20 protein-coding genes are annotated in these 20,388 nt (G+C 61.3%); 17 read left to right on the top strand and 3 right to left on the bottom strand.

Features of this window, described 5'->3' with window-relative positions; translation table 11 throughout:
* The first annotated feature begins 94 nt into the window (after positions 1 to 94).
* Entirely contained in the window at positions 95 to 1,174 is a 1,080-nt protein-coding gene (locus JK232_RS15465; protein ID WP_101857517.1) for a DMT family transporter, read from the top strand.
* Here the strand turns inward: JK232_RS15465 and JK232_RS15460 are convergent.
* On the bottom strand, positions 1,098 to 1,991 hold the full coding sequence (locus JK232_RS15460; RefSeq protein WP_072930698.1) for a DMT family transporter: 894 nt from the start codon (positions 1,989 to 1,991) through the stop codon (positions 1,098 to 1,100). The genes JK232_RS15465 and JK232_RS15460 overlap by 77 nt on opposite strands.
* A 99-nt stretch (positions 1,992 to 2,090) precedes the next feature.
* Between JK232_RS15460 and JK232_RS15455 the strand changes: the two genes are divergently transcribed.
* The 15 genes from JK232_RS15455 to hisP all read left to right on the top strand — a co-directional run bounded on the left by JK232_RS15455 (position 2,091) and on the right by hisP (position 16,405).
* On the top strand, positions 2,091 to 2,909 hold the full coding sequence (locus JK232_RS15455; protein ID WP_212589373.1) for an AraC family transcriptional regulator: 819 nt from the start codon (positions 2,091 to 2,093) through the stop codon (positions 2,907 to 2,909).
* 88 nt (positions 2,910 to 2,997) lie between these two features.
* Positions 2,998 to 4,137 (top strand): 4-phosphoerythronate dehydrogenase PdxB, encoded by a 1,140-nt coding sequence (gene pdxB, locus JK232_RS15450; RefSeq protein ID WP_212589372.1) that lies wholly within the window; start codon positions 2,998 to 3,000, stop codon positions 4,135 to 4,137.
* Between the two features lie 69 nt (positions 4,138 to 4,206).
* Positions 4,207 to 5,217 (top strand): aspartate-semialdehyde dehydrogenase, encoded by a 1,011-nt coding sequence (locus tag JK232_RS15445; RefSeq protein WP_072930595.1) that lies wholly within the window; start codon positions 4,207 to 4,209, stop codon positions 5,215 to 5,217.
* Positions 5,217 to 6,065: a tRNA pseudouridine(38-40) synthase TruA gene (gene truA / locus JK232_RS15440; protein ID WP_072930586.1), complete on the top strand. Its 849-nt coding sequence runs from the start codon at positions 5,217 to 5,219 to the stop codon at positions 6,063 to 6,065. The genes JK232_RS15445 and truA overlap by 1 nt, the downstream gene beginning before the upstream one ends.
* Before the next feature lie 80 nt (positions 6,066 to 6,145).
* The gene (locus JK232_RS15435; RefSeq protein WP_072930585.1) at positions 6,146 to 6,808 is read left to right on the top strand and encodes a DedA family protein; all 663 of its coding nucleotides are present in this window, start codon (positions 6,146 to 6,148) and stop codon (positions 6,806 to 6,808) included.
* Positions 6,809 to 7,062: 254 nt separating this feature from the next.
* The gene (gene accD, locus JK232_RS15430; RefSeq protein WP_072930584.1) at positions 7,063 to 7,980 is read left to right on the top strand and encodes an acetyl-CoA carboxylase, carboxyltransferase subunit beta; all 918 of its coding nucleotides are present in this window, start codon (positions 7,063 to 7,065) and stop codon (positions 7,978 to 7,980) included.
* Between the two features lie 144 nt (positions 7,981 to 8,124).
* Positions 8,125 to 9,420 (top strand): bifunctional tetrahydrofolate synthase/dihydrofolate synthase, encoded by a 1,296-nt coding sequence (gene folC / locus JK232_RS15425; RefSeq protein ID WP_212589371.1) that lies wholly within the window; start codon positions 8,125 to 8,127, stop codon positions 9,418 to 9,420.
* The gene (dedD, locus tag JK232_RS15420) at positions 9,410 to 10,126 is read left to right on the top strand and encodes a cell division protein DedD (protein WP_101828562.1); all 717 of its coding nucleotides are present in this window, start codon (positions 9,410 to 9,412) and stop codon (positions 10,124 to 10,126) included. Before folC ends, dedD begins: the two co-directional genes overlap by 11 nt.
* A gap of 217 nt (positions 10,127 to 10,343) precedes the next feature.
* The gene (gene cvpA, locus JK232_RS15415; RefSeq protein WP_072930581.1) at positions 10,344 to 10,835 is read left to right on the top strand and encodes a colicin V production protein; all 492 of its coding nucleotides are present in this window, start codon (positions 10,344 to 10,346) and stop codon (positions 10,833 to 10,835) included.
* Between the two features lie 30 nt (positions 10,836 to 10,865).
* Entirely contained in the window at positions 10,866 to 12,383 is a 1,518-nt protein-coding gene (gene purF, locus JK232_RS15410; protein ID WP_072930580.1) for an amidophosphoribosyltransferase, read from the top strand.
* A gap of 111 nt (positions 12,384 to 12,494) precedes the next feature.
* The gene (locus JK232_RS15405) at positions 12,495 to 13,067 is read left to right on the top strand and encodes a UbiX family flavin prenyltransferase (RefSeq protein WP_072930579.1); all 573 of its coding nucleotides are present in this window, start codon (positions 12,495 to 12,497) and stop codon (positions 13,065 to 13,067) included.
* 292 nt (positions 13,068 to 13,359) lie between these two features.
* A complete protein-coding gene (gene hisJ, locus JK232_RS15400) occupies positions 13,360 to 14,139 on the top strand; it encodes a histidine ABC transporter substrate-binding protein HisJ (protein ID WP_072930576.1) in 780 nt (259 codons plus the stop codon).
* Between the two features lie 64 nt (positions 14,140 to 14,203).
* Complete coding sequence (locus JK232_RS15395; protein ID WP_101828563.1) at positions 14,204 to 14,890, top strand: histidine ABC transporter permease HisQ; 687 nt, start codon at positions 14,204 to 14,206, stop codon at positions 14,888 to 14,890.
* Positions 14,887 to 15,603: an ABC transporter permease gene (locus JK232_RS15390; RefSeq protein WP_072930572.1), complete on the top strand. Its 717-nt coding sequence runs from the start codon at positions 14,887 to 14,889 to the stop codon at positions 15,601 to 15,603. The genes JK232_RS15395 and JK232_RS15390 overlap by 4 nt, the downstream gene beginning before the upstream one ends.
* Positions 15,604 to 15,631: 28 nt before the next feature.
* Positions 15,632 to 16,405 (top strand): histidine ABC transporter ATP-binding protein HisP, encoded by a 774-nt coding sequence (hisP, locus tag JK232_RS15385; protein ID WP_072930570.1) that lies wholly within the window; start codon positions 15,632 to 15,634, stop codon positions 16,403 to 16,405.
* A 27-nt stretch (positions 16,406 to 16,432) separates the two neighbouring features.
* Here hisP and pepT read toward each other — a convergent pair whose 3' ends face one another.
* Entirely contained in the window at positions 16,433 to 17,665 is a 1,233-nt protein-coding gene (pepT, locus tag JK232_RS15380; protein ID WP_212589370.1) for a peptidase T, read from the bottom strand.
* A gap of 166 nt (positions 17,666 to 17,831) precedes the next feature.
* On the opposite strand from pepT, the gene JK232_RS15375 reads away from it, so the two are divergent.
* Positions 17,832 to 19,394, top strand: a complete 1,563-nt coding sequence (locus JK232_RS15375) for an ABC transporter substrate-binding protein (protein WP_394853993.1) — start codon at positions 17,832 to 17,834, stop codon at positions 19,392 to 19,394.
* A gap of 3 nt (positions 19,395 to 19,397) precedes the next feature.
* On the opposite strand, the gene JK232_RS15370 is transcribed toward JK232_RS15375, so the two are convergent.
* Positions 19,398 to 20,297, bottom strand: a complete 900-nt coding sequence (locus JK232_RS15370; RefSeq protein ID WP_212589369.1) for a TIGR01777 family oxidoreductase — start codon at positions 20,295 to 20,297, stop codon at positions 19,398 to 19,400.
* Between the last annotated feature and the right edge of the window lie 91 nt (positions 20,298 to 20,388).

The following is a 20,388-nucleotide window of genomic DNA, read 5'->3' as shown; positions in this document are numbered from 1 at the left end:
CCTGCTTAAGATTAATAGTAAGTGGCTCTGGCCGGAAAGGGGCAGCGGCGTAAAATTCAGGATAAGGTTTTTTTCTGTTATCTGAGAGGATGTTATGCCGATCTCTACCGGAGCGGCGGCCACCGCGGCTGCCTCAGCGGGTGGCCTGCCTGCCCGTACCGGGCACGGGTTTTCCCTGGCGGTGCTGAGCGCCTTTCTGCTGGCATTTACCGCCATCATCATCCGTGTGCTGACGGAACAGTACCGGCTGCCGGCACTGGTGCTGGCGTTCTGGCGGGCGGCGCTGGTGGCGGCGGTGCTGTTTCCGGTGCTGCTCTGTGTGCGGCCGCAGTGGCTGCGGCTGGGCTGGGCGCGGCTGCGCTTCTATGCGCTGTTCGGGCTGGTGCTGGCGCTGTTCAACGCGCTCTGGACGTTCTCCATCATGCTGAACGGCGCGTCAGTGGCGACCATCCTCAGCTATTTCTCGGTGGGCTTTACGGTGTTTCTCGGCTGGGTCTGTTTTGGTGAGCGCCTGGACGCCCGGCAACTGGCGGTGATCGGCATCAGCCTGGTAGGCTGCGCGCTGGTCAGCCTGGGCGGCGACACAGAGACGGCGCACACCGGCCTGTTCGGCCTGCTGATTGGCGTGCTGACCGGCGTCGGTTCCACGCTGTATGCGCTGTGCGGGCGGCTGGCGAGCCGCCGCGGCTACCCGGAGTGGAATACCATTCTGTATGTGTTCGCCTTCGCCGCGCTCTACCAGTTGCTGTTCAATGCGCTGGCCGGGCACCTGCCGGTGCCGGATGGCAGCCTCACCGGCAGCGTCTGGTTCTTGTCACAGGGTGATGCGGGCATCCAATGGCACGGCTGGGGGCTGTTGCTGTTGCTGGCGGCAGGGCCGACCCTGCTGGGCTTCGGCCTGTATAACCTCAGCCTGAAAACCCTGCCGCTGGCGGTGGCGAACCTGATCCTGTCGCTGGAACTGGTGTTTACCGCCGCCATCGCCTTTGTGTTACTGGGCGAAACCCTGACGCCGTGGCAACTGCTGGGCAGCGCCCTGATGCTGGCCGGCGTCGGGTTGATGCGCCGCCGCACCCGGAAGGCGAAAGGGGAGGGCGTCAGGGATCCGCGCGCTTCACCGGACGCAGCAACGGCGTGCGCATCCGCTGTGCCAGGAACACCCCCAACAACGTGATGCCGCCGCCAATCAGGTGATAGCTGTGCAGTTGCTCATGCAGGAACAGCACCGCGATCACCGCCGTAAACAGCGGCGTCAGGTTCATAAAGATCGACGTCGTGTTGGCCCCCAGCCGCATGACGCCCTGAATCCACAGGAACGGCGCAATCAGTGAGGCCGGGATGCCGGCGAACAGCACCAGCGGGATATTCTGCGGCGTCAGGGTGACATCCGGCGCCAGCAGGAAATTGGGCAGCAACAGCAGTACCCCGAACAGGATCTGCACATACAGCGCTTGCCAGTTCGGCAGCGGGATCGCCCAGCGCCGGGTCAGCACGCCGTAACAGGCGTACGAGGCCGACGCGGCAAACATCATCAGCTCGCCGCTGCCGATGCCGTGTGTCAGCAGTTGTTCCGGGTGGCCGGCGCTGACCAGCCACAGCAGGCCGCCGAAGGAGAGCACACCGCCGAGCGCCATGCCGCGCGTCGGCGCGATGCCGAGCAGCACGATGCTGAACAGGATGGTCAGCAGCGGGATAAGCGAGCTGAGAATGCCCATAAACAGCGCGCTGACGCTGTGTGCGGCGTAATAGGCCAGGCTCTGGTAGAGCACCATGCCGAGCAGCCCGAGCACCAGCAGTTTTCCCAGGTGCGGGCGCAGCGTCTGCCGGTGGCGCCACAGGCCGGGCAGCACAAAGGGCGTCAGCACCAGCAGGGCCAGCAGCCAGCGGTAAAAAGAGATGGCTGCCGGGTCAATGGCCCCGGCGGCGATTTTGCTGACCACCGCATTCAGCGACCAAATCAGTACCGCCAGCAGCGGAAAAAGCGCATTCATCATGAAACCCGTTTTATTCTCTAAAAGGCGCTAGTGTACGATTGTCTGGTTTCATAGAGATAGCGATAACCAGACATCCCATGCGCATAACAGGACAACATGCCACGCCCTCACACCACCTTTGCGCCACCGGCCCAGTACGGCCCGCTGCCGGCGAACGCCCCCGGCAACCGCGCGGCGCTGCCGCGGCATCTCTTTTTCCGCGAAGAGCACCATGACCCCTACACCGATTTCCTGCCCCATACGCACCCCTGGGGCCAGGTGATCTATGTGAAAAGCGGGGTGGTGGCGCTGAATGTGGGCGGCCAGCGCTTTCTGGCCCCGCCGGAGTTCGCCGTCTGGTTGCCGCCGCACCATGAGCACAGCAGCTCCAGCCGCCGCGCCACCCGGTTCCGCTCCATCAATATTGCGCCGTCGCTCTGCCACGGTTTGCCGGAATCCCCCTGTCTGCTCGGCGTCAGCGCGATTTTTACCGCGATTGTGGATGACTGCTTCGCCCGCCACCTGGCGGAACCGGCCACGCGCAGTGACCTGCGGCTCTGCCGGGTGCTGATCGACCAGCTGCGGCGCTCGTCGCTCCAGCGTACCTATCTGCCGACCTCGCAGGACAAGCTGCTCGCGCCGGTGCTGCGTGAACTGGAGCGCAACCCGGCTGATAACACGCCGCTCGCCGTCTGGGCGCAGCGGGTCTACACCACCGAGCGCACCCTGTCGCGCCGCTGCCGCCAGGATCTGGGCATGGCGTTCAGCGAGTGGCGGCAGCGCCTGCGGTTCCTGCATGCGATTTCACTGCTTGAGCAGGGAAAAAGCGTCCAGCAGGTGGCGCTGGAGCTGGGGTACAGCGCGTCCAGCGCCTTTATCGCCATGTTCCGGCAGATAGCCGGCACCACGCCGGAACGCTTCCGCCGTGCGCAATAGTCTGGGTTTCGCCTGAAGTAATGGGATTCTGCGCCATTCGGTGGCAAAATATTTGCCCTTCTTTACCGCTAAGCTGCCGGAGTGTGACGTGAAAATCCTGGTTGATGAAAATATGCCGTATGCCCAGACCCTGTTCAGCCGCCTGGGTGACGTTCAGGCGGTGCCCGGCCGCCCGATCCCGCGTGAGGCGTTGCTGGGTGCCGACGCGCTGATGGTGCGCTCCGTCACGAAAGTCAATACCGACCTGCTGACCGGCACCGGGGTGAAATTTGTCGGCACCGCCACCGCGGGCACCGACCATGTGGATGACGCCTGGCTGGCAGCGCAGGGCATCGGCTTTTCCGCCGCACCGGGCTGCAATGCCATTGCGGTGGTGGAGTATGTCTTCTCCGCGCTGATGATCCTTGCCCAGCGCGACGGCTGGCAGCTGCGGGAGAAAACCGTGGGGATCGTGGGCGTCGGTAACGTCGGCTCGCGCCTTCAGGCGCGCCTTGAGGCGCTGGGCGTTAAAACCCTGCTGTGCGATCCGCCGCGCGCCGCACGCGGTGACGCCGGCCCGTTCTGGCCGCTGGAGAAGCTGGTGGCCGAGGCGGATATCCTCACCTTCCACACGCCGTTGTATAAAGACGGCCCTTACCGCACCCAGCATCTGGTGGATGCAGAGATGCTGGCCGCCTTGCCGGATAACCGCGTGCTGATCAACGCCTGCCGCGGTGAAGTGGTGGATAACGCCGCGCTGCTGGCGGCGCTCAACGGCGGCAAGGCGCTCAGCACGGTGCTGGATGTGTGGGAGCCGGAACCGGAACTCTCCCTGCCGCTGCTGAATGCGGTGGATATCGGCACCGCGCACATCGCCGGTTACAGTCTGGAAGGCAAGGCGCGCGGCACCACGCAGGTGTTTGAGGCGTACAGCCGCTTCCTGGGGCAGCCGCAGGCGGTGCCGCTGGAGAGCCTGCTGCCGGTGCCGGATGTCAGTGAGGTGACGCTGAACGGCAATCTGGCGGCACACCCTGATGAGGGAACCCTGCTGCGCCTGATGCACCTGGTGTATGATGTGCGCCGCGATGATGCCCCGCTGCGCCGGGTGGCGGGGACGCCCGGTGAATTCGACAAATTGCGGAAGTTTTATCAGGAGCGGCGCGAATGGTCGTCGCTCTGCATACAGTGTGACGACGAGGCCACGGCCACGTTGCTGACCCGGCTCGGCTTTACCGCCCGGCTGCGCTAAGCGCGTCACCCCCTCTTTTCATGGGCGGCAGTGACCGCCCTTTGTTTTTGTTTTTCTGGAGAAACCACTATGTCTGACGGCTGGAACATTGCCCTGTTGGGGGCCACAGGCGCGGTAGGCAACGCCTTGCTGGAATTGCTGGAGGAACGTCAGTTCCCGGTGGGCGAGCTTTTCCCGCTGGCCAGCGATCGCAGCGCCGGTGAGACCCTGCGTTTCAACGGGAAATCGGTGATGGTACAAGACGCCGCCCAGTTTGACTGGTCGCAGGCGCAGCTGGCGTTTTTTGTCGCCGGCACTGACGCCACCGCACGCTACGCGGACGAAGCCGCCAACGCCGGCTGCCTGGTGATTGACAGCAGCGGCCTGTTCGCGCTGGAGCCGGATGTGCCGCTGGTGGTGCCGGGCGTGAACCCGCAGGTGCTGGCGGATTACCGTAACCGCAATATCGTGGCGCTGGCCGACAGCCTGACCAGCCAGCTGCTGACCGCCATCAAACCGCTGACCGAACAGGCCGGGCTGTCCCGCCTGCACGTCACCAGCCTTATCTCTGCGTCGGCGCACGGCAAGGCGGCGGTGGACGATCTGGCCGGGCAGAGCGCCCGCCTGCTCAACGGCCTGCCGGTAGAGCAGAGCCTGTTCAGCAAACAACTGGCGTTCAACCTGTTGCCGCTGCTGGCCGATGAAGAGGGCAGTGTGCGCCAGGAGCGCCGCCTGGTGGATCAGGTGCGCAAAGTGTTGCAGGATGAAGGGTTGCCGGTGTCAGTGAGCTGCATCCAGTCGCCGGTATTTTATGGCCAGGCACAGGTGGTGAACCTGGAAGCCCTGCGCCCGATGGCGGCTGACGAGGCGCGCGAGGCGTTCCTGAGCGTGGAAGAGATCCAGCTCAGTGATGAGCAGGACTTCCCGACACAGGTGACGGATGCCTCCGGCAACGATGCACTGAGCATCGGCTGCGTACGCAATGATTACGGCATCCCGGAGATCCTGCAATTCTGGTCGGTGGCGGACAATATCCGCTTCGGCGGCGCGCGCATGGCCGTGGAAACTGCTGAGAAGCTGGTGCAGGAGTACATGTACTGATGTCTGACGTTGTGACCCTGCCGCCGGAGCCGGCGGCAGGCCAGTTAAAAATCGCGCTGGGTATTGAGTATGACGGCAGCCGCTATTTCGGCTGGCAGCGGCAGCAGGAAGTCGCCAGTGTGCAGGGCTGCCTTGAGGAGGCGCTCAGCAAAGTGGCCGCCCACCCGGTCAGCGTGTTCTGCGCCGGGCGCACCGACGCCGGGGTGCATGCCACCGGGCAGGTGGTGCACTTCACCACTGATGCGGTGCGCAAAGATGCGGCGTGGACGATGGGGGTGAATACCCATCTGCCGCGTGACATCGCCGTGCGCTGGGTAAAAACCGTGGACGAGGATTTCCATGCCCGTTTCAGCGCCACTGCCCGCCGCTACCGGTATGTGATTTACAACCACCGCTACCGCCCGGCGATCCTCCAGCAGGGGGTGACGCACTATCACCAGCCGCTGGATGAGCACCGGATGCAGCGCGCGGCGCAGAGCCTGCTGGGGGAGAATGATTTCACTTCCTTCCGGGCGGTGCAGTGCCAGTCGCGCACCCCGATGCGCAATGTAAAGCATGTAAATATTACACGCCTGGGTCACTATATTGTGGTAGATATCAAGGCCAACGCCTTCGTTCACCATATGGTTCGCAACATTGTCGGCAGCCTGATGGAGATTGGTTGCGGCAACCAGCCGGAGACGTGGATGGCCGAGCTGCTGGCGCTGAAAGATCGCACGCAGGCCGCGGCCACCGCCCGCGCGGAAGGGCTTTATCTGGTGGCCGTGGATTACCCGGCGCGCTTTGATTTGCCGGCACCGCCGCTGGGGCCGTTGTTCCTGCCGGACGATCTTGTCCCGGCACACTGACAGGCAACACAGGGACCCGGTCCGCCGGGTATACGTTTAAACCTGCGGGGTTGTTACCTGCATCACAGAAGATGGGCCCTATGGACTTTATCCATTTCGTTATTGATTTTATTCTGCATATTGATGTTCATCTGGCAGAACTGGTCGCGCAGTATGGCGTGTGGATTTACGGCATTCTCTTCCTTATCCTGTTTTGTGAAACCGGGCTGGTGGTCACCCCGTTCCTGCCGGGCGATTCGCTGCTGTTTGTGGCGGGGGCGCTGGCGGCGTTGCCGTCCAACAGCCTGGATGTGCACCTGATGGCGTTTTTGATGGTCTGTGCGGCGATTCTGGGTGACGCGGTGAACTACACCATCGGCCGCCTGTTTGGTAACCGGCTGTTCAGTAACCCGGACTCCAAAATTTTCCGCCAGAGCTACCTGACCAAAACACACCAGTTTTATGACAAGCACGGCGGTAAAACCATTATCCTGGCGCGTTTTGTGCCGATTGTGCGGACATTTGCGCCGTTTGTGGCCGGGATGGGGCATATGTCCTACCGCCATTTCGCCGCCTATAACGTGATTGGCGCGCTGCTGTGGGTGCTGCTGTTCACCTATGCCGGTTACCTGTTTGGTGATCTGCCGGTGGTGCAGGAGAACCTGAAGCTCTTGATTGTCGGCATTATCCTTGTTTCAATTCTGCCGGGCGTTATTGAAGTCTGGCGTCACCGCCGCGCCGCTGCGCGGGCGCAAAAACAGTAAAACAGCGTGGCGCCGTCACATTATTGTTAAGTTTTGACGACATAAACCTAACGGTTCGACCAGTTTTTTATCCACAGTGTCGAACCGTTATGGTTTAATGAGCGGCATTTATGGTCTGTCCCTGCGGACACCCTGATGTCAGTGCCTTAGTGGCGCCGTTGCGGCGCGTATCTCGGGCATTTTTTTATGGGTCGGTTTACGGCGGACAAGAACAGTGGACCGGCAATGGCCGGGTTCAAACAGAAAGGTCATCAATGAGCTGGATTGAACGAATTCTAAATAAGAGCACAATCACCCAAACCCGTAAGGCGAACATTCCTGAAGGGGTCTGGACCAAATGTGACAGCTGCGGTCAGGTTCTCTACCGCGCTGAGCTGGAGCGCAACCTGATGGTGTGCCCTAAGTGCGACCATCACATGCCGATTGCCGCGCGTATGCGCCTGCATACCTTCCTGGATGAAGGCAGCGATGTTGAGCTGGGCAGTGAGCTTGAGCCGAAAGATGTGCTGAAGTTTAAGGATTCCAAAAAGTATAAAGATCGCCTGAGCGCGGCCCAGAAAGAGACCAACGAGAAAGATGCGTTGATCGTCATGAAAGGGACGCTGCACGGGATGCCGGTTGTGGTCGCCTCCTTTGAGTTCGCCTTTATGGGCGGGTCAATGGCGTCCGTGGTGGGTGCGCGCTTTGTGCGTGCGGTTGAGCAGGCACTGGAAGACAACTGCCCGCTGGTCTGCTTCTCCTCCAGCGGCGGCGCCCGTATGCAGGAAGCGCTGATGTCGCTGATGCAGATGGCGAAAACCAGTGCGGCGCTGGCCAAACTGCAGGAGCGCGGCCTGCCGTACATCTCCGTGCTCACTGACCCGACCATGGGCGGCGTGTCTGCCAGCCTGGCGATGCTGGGTGATCTGAACGTGGCGGAACCGAAAGCGCGTATCGGCTTTGCCGGTCGCCGCGTGATCGAGCAGACCGTGCGTGAGAAACTGCCGCCGGACTTCCAGACCAGTGAGTTCCTGATCCAGAAAGGCGCGATTGACATGATCATCCGCCGCCCGGAGATGCGCGGCAAACTGGCCAGCATCCTCTCCAAGCTGACCCACCACCCGGAACCGAACGTGGTGGTTCACGTGGTTGACAGCGACGACGTCGTCAGCGACAACCAGCAGGACGCCTGACCAGCCCGGTGACAACCGGCAACGGGTGGCTGCTGCGGCAGTCACCCGCCACCTGACAAGGGGCACCACCTGCGCCGACGTCGTGGGTGGTGCATTGTCCAATACCGTTGCGCCACACGCAGCGTAAGCAAGCGAACGGGACACATGCAAACTCAGATTCCCCACGCCACGTCGCCCCTGGCCGCGTGGCTTCATTACCTCGAACACCTCCACTCCCAGGCGATTGACCTTGGCCTGGACCGCGTCAAACGCGTCGCGGAACGCCTCTCCCTGCTCAAACCCGCCCCCTTTGTGTTTACCGTCGCCGGGACGAACGGCAAAGGCACCACCTGCCGCACGCTGGAAGCGATCCTGATGGCTGCCGGTTACCGGGTGGGCGTGTACAGTTCGCCGCATCTGGTGCGTTACACCGAGCGGGTGCGCATTCAGGGGCAGGAGCTGCCGGAAGCGGCGCACTGCGCCTCGTTTGCCCGGCTTGAGGCCGGGCGCGGCGACATCTCCCTGACCTATTTCGAGTACGGTACCCTGTCCGCGCTGCAACTGTTTCAGCAGGCGGCGCTGGATGTGGTGATCCTGGAAGTCGGGCTGGGCGGGCGGCTGGACGCCACCAACATGGTGGATGCCGATACCGCGGTGATCACCAGCATCGCGCTGGACCACACTGACTGGCTGGGGCCGGACCGCGAAAGCATCGGCCGCGAGAAGGCGGGCATCTTCCGGCCGGGCCGCCCGGCAGTGGTCGGGGAGCCGGCAATGCCGCACACCATTGCTGAGGTGGCGCGCGACCTCGGCGCGTCGCTCCATGCGCGCGGCACGGACTGGCACTTCAGCGTGCAGGCCACCAGCTGGCAGTGGCAGGCGGCCGGCCGGGTACTGGCCGATCTGCCGCTGCCGCAGGTGCCGCTCGACAACGCCGCCACCGCGCTGGCTGCGCTGCACTATGCACACTCTGCGCTGGCCGCAGCGGTGCCGGCGCGCACCGTCGATGAACAGGCCATTCGCCTGGGGCTGCAACAGGCGATGCTGCCGGGGCGCTTCCAGACCGTCAGTGAATCGCCGCGGCTGATTCTGGACGTGGCACACAACCCGCACGCCGCCGCCTACCTGGCAGAGCGGCTGGCCGCGTTGCCGGCCCAGGGCGGCCGGGTGCGGGCGGTGGTGGGGATGCTGTCGGACAAGGACATCGGCGGGACGCTGGCCTGCCTGGTGCCGCAGGTGGATGACTGGTACTGCGCGCCGCTGGAAGGGCCGCGCGGGGCCACCGCCGCACAGCTGGCGGAACACCTGACGGAACCCCGGCAGTTTGCGGATGTCGAAACCGCCTGGCGACAGGCGATGCAGGATGCTGATGATCATGACATTGTGATTGTCTGCGGGTCATTTCATACCGTGGCGCATGTCATGGCGGCATTAGAGGTAGGGAGCAGCAGTGGCAAGTAAGTTTCAGAACCGCCTGGTCGGCACCATCATCCTGGTGGCCGTGGGGGTGATTGTGTTGCCGGGCCTGCTTGACGGCAAAAAGAAGCATTATGAGGATGAGTTCGCGGCCATTCCGCTGGTACCGAAAGCCGGTGACAGCCAGGAGAATGACGCGGTACCGCCGGTGACCCAGTCACTGCCTGCCCAGCCGCCGGAAGGGGCCGGGCAGGCCGTCGGGGCCGCCAGCCAGCCACCGGCCGCGCAGGGCAGTGCGCCGGAGGCCGCAGAGCAGCACGCCCCGGTCACGGCACCGCCGGTGACGGTGACCCACCCAGAGCCGGAAAAGGTCGCGCCGAAGCCGGTGGAGCCGAAGCCGCAGCCGGTGAAACCGGTGGAGAAGCCGAAGCCTGAGCCAAAACCTGAGCCGAAGCCGCAGCCGAAACCGGAAATCAAACCACAACCGGGTGAGGCGGCCCCGGCCGGTCAGGCGTATATCGTCCAGCTTGGCGCACTGAAAAACGCCGCCAAGGTGAATGAGATTGTGGCCAGCCTGCGCCTGTCGGGCTATCGCGCCTATACCGTGCCGTCCACGCCGGTACAGGGTCAGATCACCCGCATCTTTGTCGGGCCGGATGCCTCGAAGCAGAAGCTTCAGTCCGCCTTGCCGGAGATGAACCAGATAAGCGGGTTGAGCGGGCAAGTCCGCGCGTACAGCGCCGGGCGCTAAGCCCGGCCGGTGAAACGGGGTGCCGCCAGGTGCCCCGTTTCCACTTTCAGGGAGGGGGAAGACCGGCACAGCACGCTATGTTTCTGCCTGTATTGATGTTTTTATAAACAGTGTTAATTATTTGCGACAGGGCCGGATTTCCCCTACGCAAACGTTTTCTTTTTCTGTTAGAATTCGCCGCGAATTGGATGCGGGGCGGATCATCATTGGAATAACCATGGTCTGGATCGATTTCGTCATCATTGCAGTTATTGGATTTTCGGCTCTGGTCAGCCTGATCCGGGGATTTGTCCGCGAAGCGTTGTCACTGGTTACCTGGGGATGCGCGTTCTTTGTGGCCAGTCATTACTATCCCTACCTCGCTATCTATTTCACCCGTTTTCAAGAGGAACTGGTCCGGAACGGAATCGCAATCGGCATCTTATTTATCGCGACGTTGCTCGTAGGTGCCGTTGTTAACTATGTGATTGGCTCGCTGGTGGAGCGCACCGGGCTGTCAGGAACAGACCGGGTGCTGGGCGTGTGTTTCGGCGCGCTGCGCGGTGTACTGATTGTTGCCGCTATCCTGTTTTTTCTGGATACCTTCACCGGCTTTTCACAGAGTGCTGACTGGCAACAGTCTCAGCTGATTCCGCAGTTCAGCTATATCATCAGGTGGTTTTTCAGCTACCTGCAGAGCACGTCGAGTTTCTTGCCGCAGCATCTCTAACTGCGGCAGCGCTGATGAGGAAAAGACAACATGTGCGGTATTGTCGGGATCGCCGGTTTTATGCCGGTCAACCAGTCGATTTATGACGCGTTAACGGTGCTCCAGCACCGTGGGCAGGATGCCGCAGGCATCATCACCATTGATGCCAACAACGGCTTCCGTCTGCGTAAGGCAAACGGCCTGGTGAAAGATGTATTTGAAGCCCGGCATATGCAACGCCTGCAGGGTAACATGGGCATCGGCCATGTCCGCTACCCCACTGCCGGCAGTTCCAGTGCGTCTGAAGCGCAGCCTTTTTACGTCAACTCCCCGTTCGGCATTACCCTGGCGCACAACGGTAACCTGACCAACGCCCACGAACTGCGCAGCAAGCTGTTCGAAGGGGCGCGTCGCCACGTGAACACCACCTCTGACTCCGAAATTCTGCTGAATATCTTTGCCAGCGAACTGGACCGTTTCCAGCACTACCCGCTGGAAGCCGAAAACATCTTCTCTGCGATTGCGGCGATGAACCGGCAGATCCGCGGCGCTTACGCCTGCGTGGCGATGATCATCGGCCACGGGCTGGTGGCGTTCCGTGACCCGAACGGTATCCGCCCGCTGGTCATCGGCAAGCGTACGCTGCCCGATGGCCGCAACGAGTACATGGTTGCCTCTGAAAGCGTGGCGCTGGACACGCTGGGCTTTGAGTTCCTGCGTGACGTGGCACCGGGTGAAGCCGTCTACATCACCACCAAAGGGCAGCTCTTTACCCGCCAGTGTGCAGACAACCCGTCCTATAACCCGTGCCTGTTCGAATACGTCTACTTTGCGCGCCCGGACTCGTTTATCGACAAGATTTCCGTCTACAGCGCCCGGGTGCGCATGGGTGAGAAGCTGGGCAACAAGATCGCCCGTGAGTGGGAAGACCTCGATATCGATGTGGTTATCCCCATTCCGGAAACCTCCAACGACATCGCGCTGGAGATTGCCCGCATCCTGAACAAGCCTTACCGCCAGGGCTTTGTGAAGAACCGTTATGTTGGCCGCACGTTCATCATGCCGGGCCAGCAGGCGCGCCGCCAGTCGGTACGCCGCAAGCTGAACGCCAACCGCGCCGAGTTCCGTGACAAGAACGTGCTGCTGGTGGATGACTCCATCGTGCGCGGCACCACCTCGGAGCAGATCGTCGAGATGGCGCGTGACGCCGGGGCCAAACGGGTTTACCTGGCCTCCGCCGCCCCGGAAATCCGCTTCCCGAACGTCTACGGCATCGACATGCCGAGCGTGAATGAGCTGATTGCCCACGGCCGCGAAGTGAGTGAAATCAACCAGCTTATCGGCGCAGATGCGCTGATCTTCCAGGATTTGCAGGATCTTATCGACGCGGTGCGTGAAGATAACCCGGACATTGAGCAGTTTGAGTGCTCGGTGTTTGACGGCATCTATGTCACCAAAGATGTGGATCAGGGCTACCTGGAGCATCTGGAAGCGCTGCGCAATGACGATGCCAAAGCACTGCGCGGCCAGCAGGAAGTGGAAAACCTGGAAATGCATAACGAGGGCTGATAATTCCCGCCGCTTTCGTTACCATACCCTGCTGAGAGGGCCAGGCTTGCCTGGCCCTGTTTTTTTGTGCGGCGGACGGTTGCCCGGCGCGATCACTTCCGAGGTAAGAACATGAAACGTCTCATCATTGGCATCTCTGGTGCCAGCGGCGCGATTTATGGCGTGCGCCTGTTACAGGTTCTGCGTGAGGTTGAAGGGATTGAAACCCATCTGGTGATGAGCAATGCTGCCCGCCAGACGCTGGCCCTCGAGACCGATTACGCCCTGCGCGACGTGCAGGCGCTGGCTGACGTGGTACACGATGCGCGTGATATCGCGGCCAGCATCTCTTCCGGCTCGTTCAAAACCGCCGGGATGGTGATTTTACCGTGCTCGATCAAAACCCTGTCCGGCATTGTGAACAGCTTCACCGACAGCCTGGTGACCCGCGCGGCCGATGTGGTGCTGAAAGAGCGCCGCCCGCTGGTGCTCTGCGTGCGTGAAACACCGCTGCACCTGGGCCACCTGCGCCTGATGACCCAGGCAGCAGAACTCGGCGCGGTGATCATGCCGCCGGTGCCCGCCTTCTATCACCGACCTGAAACCGTGCAGGAGATCGTTGACCAGACGGTAAACCGCGTGCTGGATCAGTTCGGCATTGAATTGCCTGACGATCTGTTTACCCGCTGGCAGGGTTCACGTTAAAGATTTGTGACATAGATTGCCCCATAACTGATCACGATTTCCCCAGTGCACCATAATTGATCCCGGCATGGTCAATTAAGGTGCACCTCCGCCGGCGTCCTGCCGGGGGAGGCGATAACCTCACCCTGTTTGTCCTGCAAATTGCGCTTAAGGCGTGCGTGCGGCCGCAGTTCCGGCACACGCGGCGGCGCTTTTCCTGCACACCGGCCGCGCCTGCATAAACGGCATGGAAACTGCATAAACCGAGAGGAAATGCTGGGTTTGGCATCGGAAAATAATTTGAGGGTACGCTATGAATAAGCTGGTCAAAGTCCTTCCCCTGGTATTGGCGTTCGCGGCAGCACACAGTTTTGCCGCCGTGCCGAAAGATATCCGTATCGGCACTGATCCTACCTATGCCCCGTTTGAGTCAAAAAATGCCAGTGGTCAGGTGGTGGGGTTTGATATCGATCTGGCCAAGGAGCTGTGCAAACGCATTGAGGCGAAATGCACCTTTGTGGAAAGCGACTTCGACGCGCTGATCCCCTCCCTGAAAGCCAAGAAAATTGACGCCATTATCTCGTCGCTGTCTATCACGGAGAAACGTCAGAAAGAGATCGCCTTCACCGACAAACTCTACGCCGCCAATGCGCGCCTGATCGCCAAAAAAGGCTCGCCAATCCTGCCGACGCTGGACGCCCTGCGCGGCAAACGGGTCGGTGTGCTGCAAGGCTCCACCCAGGAAGCCTATGCCAATGCGATGTGGCAGCCGAAAGGCATCGACGTGGTGGCCTACCAGAACCAGGACTTAATTTATGCTGACCTCGACTCAGGGCGCATCGATGCCGCCTTCCAGGATGAAGTGGCGGGCAGCGAAGGCTTCCTGAAACAGCCGGTCGGCAAAAATTACGCGTTCGCCGGCGAGTCAGTGAAAGATGACGCCTTCTTCGGCGTCGGCACCGGCATGGGGCTGCGCAAAGATGACACTGAACTGAGAGAGGCGCTGAACAAAGCCTTTGCTGAGATGCGTCAGGACGGCACCTACGACAAGTTCGCCAAACAGTATTTTGATTTTGACGTCTACGGCGGCTGATGCCCGCACCGTTTCCGCAGGGGCGCCCGCCCCTGCGTTGCTTCCGTAATACAGAGAAACCGCCATGCTTGACGGGTATTCCCAACTGATTTTACAGGGTGCGCTGGTCACGCTTGAACTGGCGCTCTCGTCCGTGCTGCTGGCTGTGGTGATTGGGCTGGCGGGCGCGGGCGGCAAACTTTCCCACCACCGGTTGCTGCGCGGTTTTTTTAACGCCTACACCACGCTGATTCGCGGCGTGCCTGACCTGGTGCTGATGCTGCTGATTTTCTACGGCCTGCAAATCGCCCTGAACAGCCTGACGGAACTGGCCGGGATGGCGCAGATCAACATCGACCCGCTGACGGCGGGCGTCATTACCCTGGGCTTTATTTACGGCGCGTACTTCACGGAAACCTTCCGCGGCGCGTTTATGGCGGTGCCGCGCGGGCAGATTGAGGCGGCCACGGCGTATGGTTTCAGCGGCGCGCAGATTTTCCGCCGCATCCTGTTCCCGGCGATGATGCGCTTTGCGCTGCCGGGTATCGGCAATAACTGGCAGGTGATCCTGAAAGCCACCGCGCTGGTGTCGCTGCTGGGGCTGAATGACGTCGTCAAAGCGACGCAACTGGCGGGGAAAGGCACCTACCAGCCGTTCTTTTTCGCCATGGTGGCCGGGGCGGTATATTTGATTTTCACCACGCTCTCCAACGGGGTGCTGTGGTGGCTGGCACGGCGTTACTCGCTGGGCGTGAAGAGGGGCGAGCTATGATCGAGATTCTGCAACAGTACGGCATGGCGCTGCTCTGGAGCGACGGCTACCGCCTTACCGGGCTGGCCGTGACCCTGTGGCTGCTGATTTCATCGGTGGTGGTGGGCGGCCTGCTGGCCATCCCGATGGCGGTGGGGCGGGTGTCACCGCTGCGCTGGGTCAGCCTGCCGATTTGGTTTTATACCTATGTGTTTCGCGGTACGCCGCTGTATGTGCAACTGCTGGTGTTTTACTCCGGGATGTACAGCCTCGACATCGTGCGCGGTACCGAGTTTCTCAACACCTTTTTCCGCAGCGGGCTGAACTGCACCATCCTGGCGCTGACGCTCAACACCTGCGCCTATACCACGGAAATTTTTGCCGGGGCGATCCGCGCCGTGCCGCACGGTGAGATTGAAGCCGCCAACGCCTACGGCTTTTCCCGGTTCAAACTCTACCGCTGCATCATTCTGCCGTCGGCGCTGCGTACTGCGCTGCCCGCCTACAGCAATGAGGTGATTCTGATGCTGCACTCCACGGCACTGGCTTTTACCGCCACCGTGCCGGATATCCTGAAGATTGCCCGAGACATCAACTCCGCCACCTACCAGCCGTTTTACGCCTTCGGTATTGCGGCGGTGCTCTACCTGGCGATCTCTTTTGTGCTGATCGGCCTGTTCCGGCAGGCGGAGCGGCGCTGGCTGGCCCATGTCCGGCCGCAACGCGCGCACTGACCGACAACTTTTTTGCGGAATTCTGACTATGGCTGACAACAAACTGGCGGTAACCGAACTGCACAAGCGCTACGGCGACCATGAGGTGCTGAAAGGGGTCTCGCTGTATGCCGATGCCGGTGACGTCATCACCATCATCGGCTCCTCCGGCTCCGGCAAGAGTACCTTCCTGCGCTGCATCAACTTCCTGGAAAAACCGAGTGAAGGGTCGATCAGCGTCAACAATCAGGACATCCGTATGGTGCGGGATAAAGACGGCCAGCTGAAAGTGTTTGATAAGAAACAGCTTCAGTTACTGCGCACCAAACTCACCATGGTGTTCCAGCACTTTAACCTCTGGAGCCATATGACGGTGCTGGAGAACGTGATGGAAGCGCCGATCCAGGTGCTGGGCTTAAGCAAAACGGAGGCACGCGAGCGGGCGATCCGTTACCTCGACAAAGTCGGGATTGATGAGCGGGCGCGCGCCAAATACCCGGTGAACCTCTCCGGCGGCCAGCAGCAGCGGGTGTCCATTGCGCGGGCACTGGCGATGGAGCCGGAAGTGCTGCTGTTTGACGAACCGACCTCCGCGCTGGACCCGGAGCTGGTGGGCGAAGTGCTGCGCATTATGCAGAAACTGGCGGAGGAGGGGAAAACCATGGTGGTGGTGACGCATGAGATGGAGTTCGCCCGCCATGTCTCAAGCCAGGTGATCTTTTTGCACCAGGGGGTGATTGAGGAGCAGGGGCCACCGACCGAGGTATTCGGCAACCCGAAAAGCACGCGCCTGCGGCAGTTCCTGTCAGGCGCGCTGAAATAGCCTGCCGCCGCTGCGGCAGGGCAACCGTTACTGCCGGGCGGCCAGTTGGCAGAGCGCCAGCGTCATCTCATACGATTTCACAAACGCGCTTACCGGCAGGAACTCAAAGCGCGAATGGAAATTGTGTGCCCCGGTGAAGTAGTTCGGCGTCAGCAGGCCTTTGGCTGACAGCGCCGCGCCGTCAGTGCCGCCGCGCATCGGGATCACTTTCGGCTCAATACCGATCTGGTCCATCGCGGCGAAGATCAGGTCGATCGCCCGGCGATCCTCGCCGATCGCGTTGGCAATGTTGCTGTAGACGTCGCTGATTTTGAACTCTACTTTGGCGCGCGGGTAGCGGCGGGCGATGATCTCGGCCACGTCACCAATCCGCTGTTTGCGCCGCAGGAAGCTGTCGGCATCAAAATCACGGATCGCCGCTTTCAGGTGCGCAACGTTGACGTTGGCGCTCATCTCCTGGAACCAGGTGTAGCCTTCGCGCCCCTCGGTGTGCTCCGGGGTTTCGTTGCGGTCGAAATGGCTGATGAAATCATGGGCCATCAGCAGTGGGTTGATCAGCACATCCTTGGCGGACATCGGGTGTGCCGGGATGCCGGTGAAACTCAGCTCGACGCCGGCAGCATTGAAGTTTTCATACACCACTTCGCCCTGTTCGCAGCAGTCGATGGTGTAGGCGAAATCGACATCAAAGCGCGCCAGATCCAGCGCTTTCGCCCCGCGCAGGCCGATCTCCTCGTCCGGCACAAACGCCACCACGATGTCACCGTGCGGCGTGTCCGGCGTCAGGTTGGCCAGCAACGTCATCACCACCGTGACGGCCGCTTTGTTGTCCGCGCCCAGCACGCTGGTGCCGTCACTGAAAATGATCGGCTGGCCCTGATAGGCGGTGATTTCCGGGTGATCGTTGACCCGCAGCCAGATATCTTTTTCCGCGTTCAGGCAGAGGTCGTCACCCTCAAACGTCAGGATTTGCGGGTGAATGTCCGGCGACAAGCCGACATCCACGGTGTCGAGATGGGTGATAAAGCCGATGCGCGGCGCGCCCGGCTGGTTACCCGGTTTCACGGCGGTGACGGTGGCGTGTTCATCCACCACCACCTGTTGCAGGCCAAGCCGGCGCAATTCGTCTGCCAGCAGCGCCGCCAGGTCATGCTGGCCGGGCGTGCTGGGTAAGGTGGTGGCAGCCGCGTCACTCTGGGTAGTAATGGCCAGATAGCGGAAAAAACGTTCTGTAAGCTGGTCGGCAAGCGCGTTATGCATGGTGATTCCCCGGGTGTCCACGTTCATACGTTTTTCATATATAACAATTTGTTACCAAACATCGCAGGAATGGTAATCTGTGTTGGTTCTGCGTTCTATCTCATGTCTCCTTTACCTCAGGCAAGGAAAACCAATGAAGAAAAACAGAATAGGGTTAGTGGCCGCGATGCTGACAGCCGGGCTGGTGGCTAACGCCCCGGCACAGACGCTGGTGTTCTGCTCAGAAGGCGCGCCGGAAAGCTTTAACCCGCAACTCACCACCTCCGGCACCACGGTCGATGCCACCTCCGTGACGCTCTATAACCGCCTGGTGGAGTTCAGTGTCGGCACCACTACCCTGGAGCCAAGCCTCGCCGAGCGGTGGGAGATCAGCCCTGACGGCAAAGTGTACACCTTCCATTTGCGTAAAGATGTGAAATTCCATACCACCAAAACCTTCACGCCTACCCGCAATTTCAATGCTGACGATGTGATCTTTTCATTTATGCGGCAAAAAGATCCGGCCAACCCTTACCATAACGTTTCCGGCGGGGTTTATGCCAATTTTGACAGCATGGCGCTGGGCACGCTGATTACCGCCATCGACAAGCTGGATGACGCGACGGTGCGGTTCACGCTGGCGCACGCGGAGGCGCCGTTCCTGGCGGATCTCGGCATGTATTTCGCGTCGATTCTGTCCAAAGAGTATGCTGACCAGATGCTGAAGGCGGGCACGCCGGAGCGCGTCGATACCCAGCCGGTCGGTACCGGGCCGTTCCAGCTGGTGCAGTACCAGAAAGATTCGCGCATCCTCTACAAGGCGTTTGACCACTATTGGGAAGGCAAGCCGAAGCTCGACCGGCTGGTGTTTACCATCACCCCGGATGCGGCGGTGCGCTATGCCAAACTGGAGAAGAATGAGTGCCAGGTGATGCCGTTCCCCAACCCGGCTGACCTGCCGCGGATGCGCAACAACCCGGATCTCACGCTGATGCAGAAACCGGGGCTGAACATTGGTTTCCTGGCGTTTAACGTGAAAAAACCGCCGCTGGATAACCTGAAAGTGCGGCAGGCACTGGCGCTGGCGGTGAATAAACCGGCGATTATGGAGGCCGTGTTCAACGGCACCGGCCAGCAGGCGAAAAATCTGCTGCCGCCCGGCGTCTGGAGCGCCAATACGGCGGTGCAGGATTACCCTTACGATCCGGCCCAGGCGAAAAAACTGCTGGCGGACGCCGGGCTGGGGCAGGGCTTCGCGATTGACCTGTGGGCCATGCCGGTGCAGCGCCCCTATAACCCGAACGCCCGGCGGATGGCGGAGATGATTCAGGCGGACTGGGCAAAAATCGGCGTAAAAGCGACGATTGTCACCTATGAGTGGGGCGAATACCTGCAACGGGTGAAACGTGGGGAGCACCAGACGGCGCTGATGGGCTGGACGACGGCCAACGGTGACCCGGACAACTTCTTCGGCCCGCTCTACAGTTGCGCGTCGGCCAACGGCGGCTCTAACTCCTCCCAGTGGTGCTACCCGCCGTTTGACAAGTTAATTACCGCGGCACGCGCCACCCTTGACCAGAACCAGCGCACGGCGATGTACCAGCAGGCGCAGGTGATGATGCATGAACAGGTGCCGGCATTGATGATTGCGCACTCGACCATTTTCGAGCCGGTGCGCAAGGAGGTGGTGAATTACCAGATCGATCCGTTCGGCAAGCACATTTTCCGTTATGTCTCGCTGAAGGAGTAGGGCTTAGCGGCGCGCCAGCACGTTGCTGAGCGCCTCTTCCAGTTCAGAAAAGCGGAAATGGAAACCGGCCGCCTCCAGCCGTTTCGGGATGGCGCGCTGGCCGGTGAGCACCAGCACCGCCGCCTCGCCCATCAGCAGCCGCACCGCGAAGGCCGGGACGCGCAAAAAGGCCGGGCGGTTCAATACCTCTGCCAGCGTGGCGGCAAATTTGTCGTTGTGAACCGGGTAGGGCGCGACCATGTTGAAGGCGCCGCGCAGCTCAGCATGATCCAGCAGGTAGAGGATCGCCGCCACCATATCATCGAGATGGATCCACGGCAGGTACTGGCGGCCGTCACCAAACGGCCCGCCCAGCCCCAGCCGGAACGGCGGCACCATTTTCGCCAGCGCACCGCCATGCGGGGCCAGCACCATGCCGGTACGCAACAGGCAGACGCGGGTGTGCGGGCTTTCTGCCGTCAGCGCCAGTTCTTCCCAGCGGGCGCAGAGCTGGTGGGTAAATTCGTCGTGCGGCACCTCTTCTTCGGTGACCACCGCCTCGCCCTGATCGCCGTAATAGCCGGTGGCCGACCCGGAGATAAACACGGCAGGCGGCACGGTGCTGGCCCGGATCAGCGCGGCCAGTTGCCCGGTGAGTTGCCAGCGGCTGTCGCACAACCGGCGCTTCTGCTCACGGCTCCAGCGGCGGTCGGCAATCGGCTCTCCGGCCAGGTTGATAACCGCATGGATGCCGTCCAGCGTGCTCTGCCCGCTGAGCGACGTCCAGCAGGTGACATCCTCCCCCAGAATGGCCCGTGCCCGCGCGGCATTGCGCGTCAGCACCGTGACCTGATGATGGGCCTGAAGTTGCGCCACCAGGTGGCGGCCAATCAGGCCGGTTGCGCCGGTTATCAGCACTTGCATAATGGTTTCCCGTTAAGGCAACAGAGACTCTTCTTAGCATAGGCGATACGTTGCCGCCGTCATGCGACGGCAGCGTTATTTTCACCTGAAT

Origin of the sequence: Nissabacter archeti (genome assembly GCF_018257325.1) — a bacterium.
In the GTDB taxonomy this organism is placed as follows: Bacteria; Pseudomonadota; Gammaproteobacteria; order Enterobacterales; family Enterobacteriaceae; genus Chimaeribacter; species Chimaeribacter arupi.
This window is presented reverse-complemented; position numbering and strand designations above follow the sequence as displayed.

Excerpts from the sequence above, each read along its gene's own strand:
- JK232_RS15455 (WP_212589373.1), top strand. The coding sequence starts at position 2,091 with ATGCCACGCCCTCACACCACCTTTGCGCCACCGGCCCAGTACGGCCCG.
- JK232_RS15405 (WP_072930579.1), top strand. The coding sequence starts at position 12,495 with ATGAAACGTCTCATCATTGGCATCTCTGGTGCCAGCGGCGCGATTTAT.
- purF (WP_072930580.1), top strand. The coding sequence starts at position 10,866 with ATGTGCGGTATTGTCGGGATCGCCGGTTTTATGCCGGTCAACCAGTCG.
- hisJ (WP_072930576.1), top strand. The coding sequence starts at position 13,360 with ATGAATAAGCTGGTCAAAGTCCTTCCCCTGGTATTGGCGTTCGCGGCA.
- cvpA (WP_072930581.1), top strand. The coding sequence starts at position 10,344 with ATGGTCTGGATCGATTTCGTCATCATTGCAGTTATTGGATTTTCGGCT.
- JK232_RS15390 (WP_072930572.1), top strand. The coding sequence starts at position 14,887 with ATGATCGAGATTCTGCAACAGTACGGCATGGCGCTGCTCTGGAGCGAC.
- folC (WP_212589371.1), top strand. The coding sequence starts at position 8,125 with ATGCAAACTCAGATTCCCCACGCCACGTCGCCCCTGGCCGCGTGGCTT.
- truA (WP_072930586.1), top strand. The coding sequence starts at position 5,217 with ATGTCTGACGTTGTGACCCTGCCGCCGGAGCCGGCGGCAGGCCAGTTA.
- JK232_RS15395 (WP_101828563.1), top strand. The coding sequence starts at position 14,204 with ATGCTTGACGGGTATTCCCAACTGATTTTACAGGGTGCGCTGGTCACG.
- pepT (WP_212589370.1), bottom strand. The coding sequence starts at position 17,665 with ATGCATAACGCGCTTGCCGACCAGCTTACAGAACGTTTTTTCCGCTAT.
- JK232_RS15460 (WP_072930698.1), bottom strand. The coding sequence starts at position 1,991 with ATGAATGCGCTTTTTCCGCTGCTGGCGGTACTGATTTGGTCGCTGAAT.
- JK232_RS15445 (WP_072930595.1), top strand. The coding sequence starts at position 4,207 with ATGTCTGACGGCTGGAACATTGCCCTGTTGGGGGCCACAGGCGCGGTA.
- accD (WP_072930584.1), top strand. The coding sequence starts at position 7,063 with ATGAGCTGGATTGAACGAATTCTAAATAAGAGCACAATCACCCAAACC.
- JK232_RS15375 (WP_394853993.1), top strand. The coding sequence starts at position 17,832 with ATGCTGACAGCCGGGCTGGTGGCTAACGCCCCGGCACAGACGCTGGTG.
- JK232_RS15465 (WP_101857517.1), top strand. The coding sequence starts at position 95 with ATGCCGATCTCTACCGGAGCGGCGGCCACCGCGGCTGCCTCAGCGGGT.
- hisP (WP_072930570.1), top strand. The coding sequence starts at position 15,632 with ATGGCTGACAACAAACTGGCGGTAACCGAACTGCACAAGCGCTACGGC.
- JK232_RS15370 (WP_212589369.1), bottom strand. The coding sequence starts at position 20,297 with ATGCAAGTGCTGATAACCGGCGCAACCGGCCTGATTGGCCGCCACCTG.
- JK232_RS15435 (WP_072930585.1), top strand. The coding sequence starts at position 6,146 with ATGGACTTTATCCATTTCGTTATTGATTTTATTCTGCATATTGATGTT.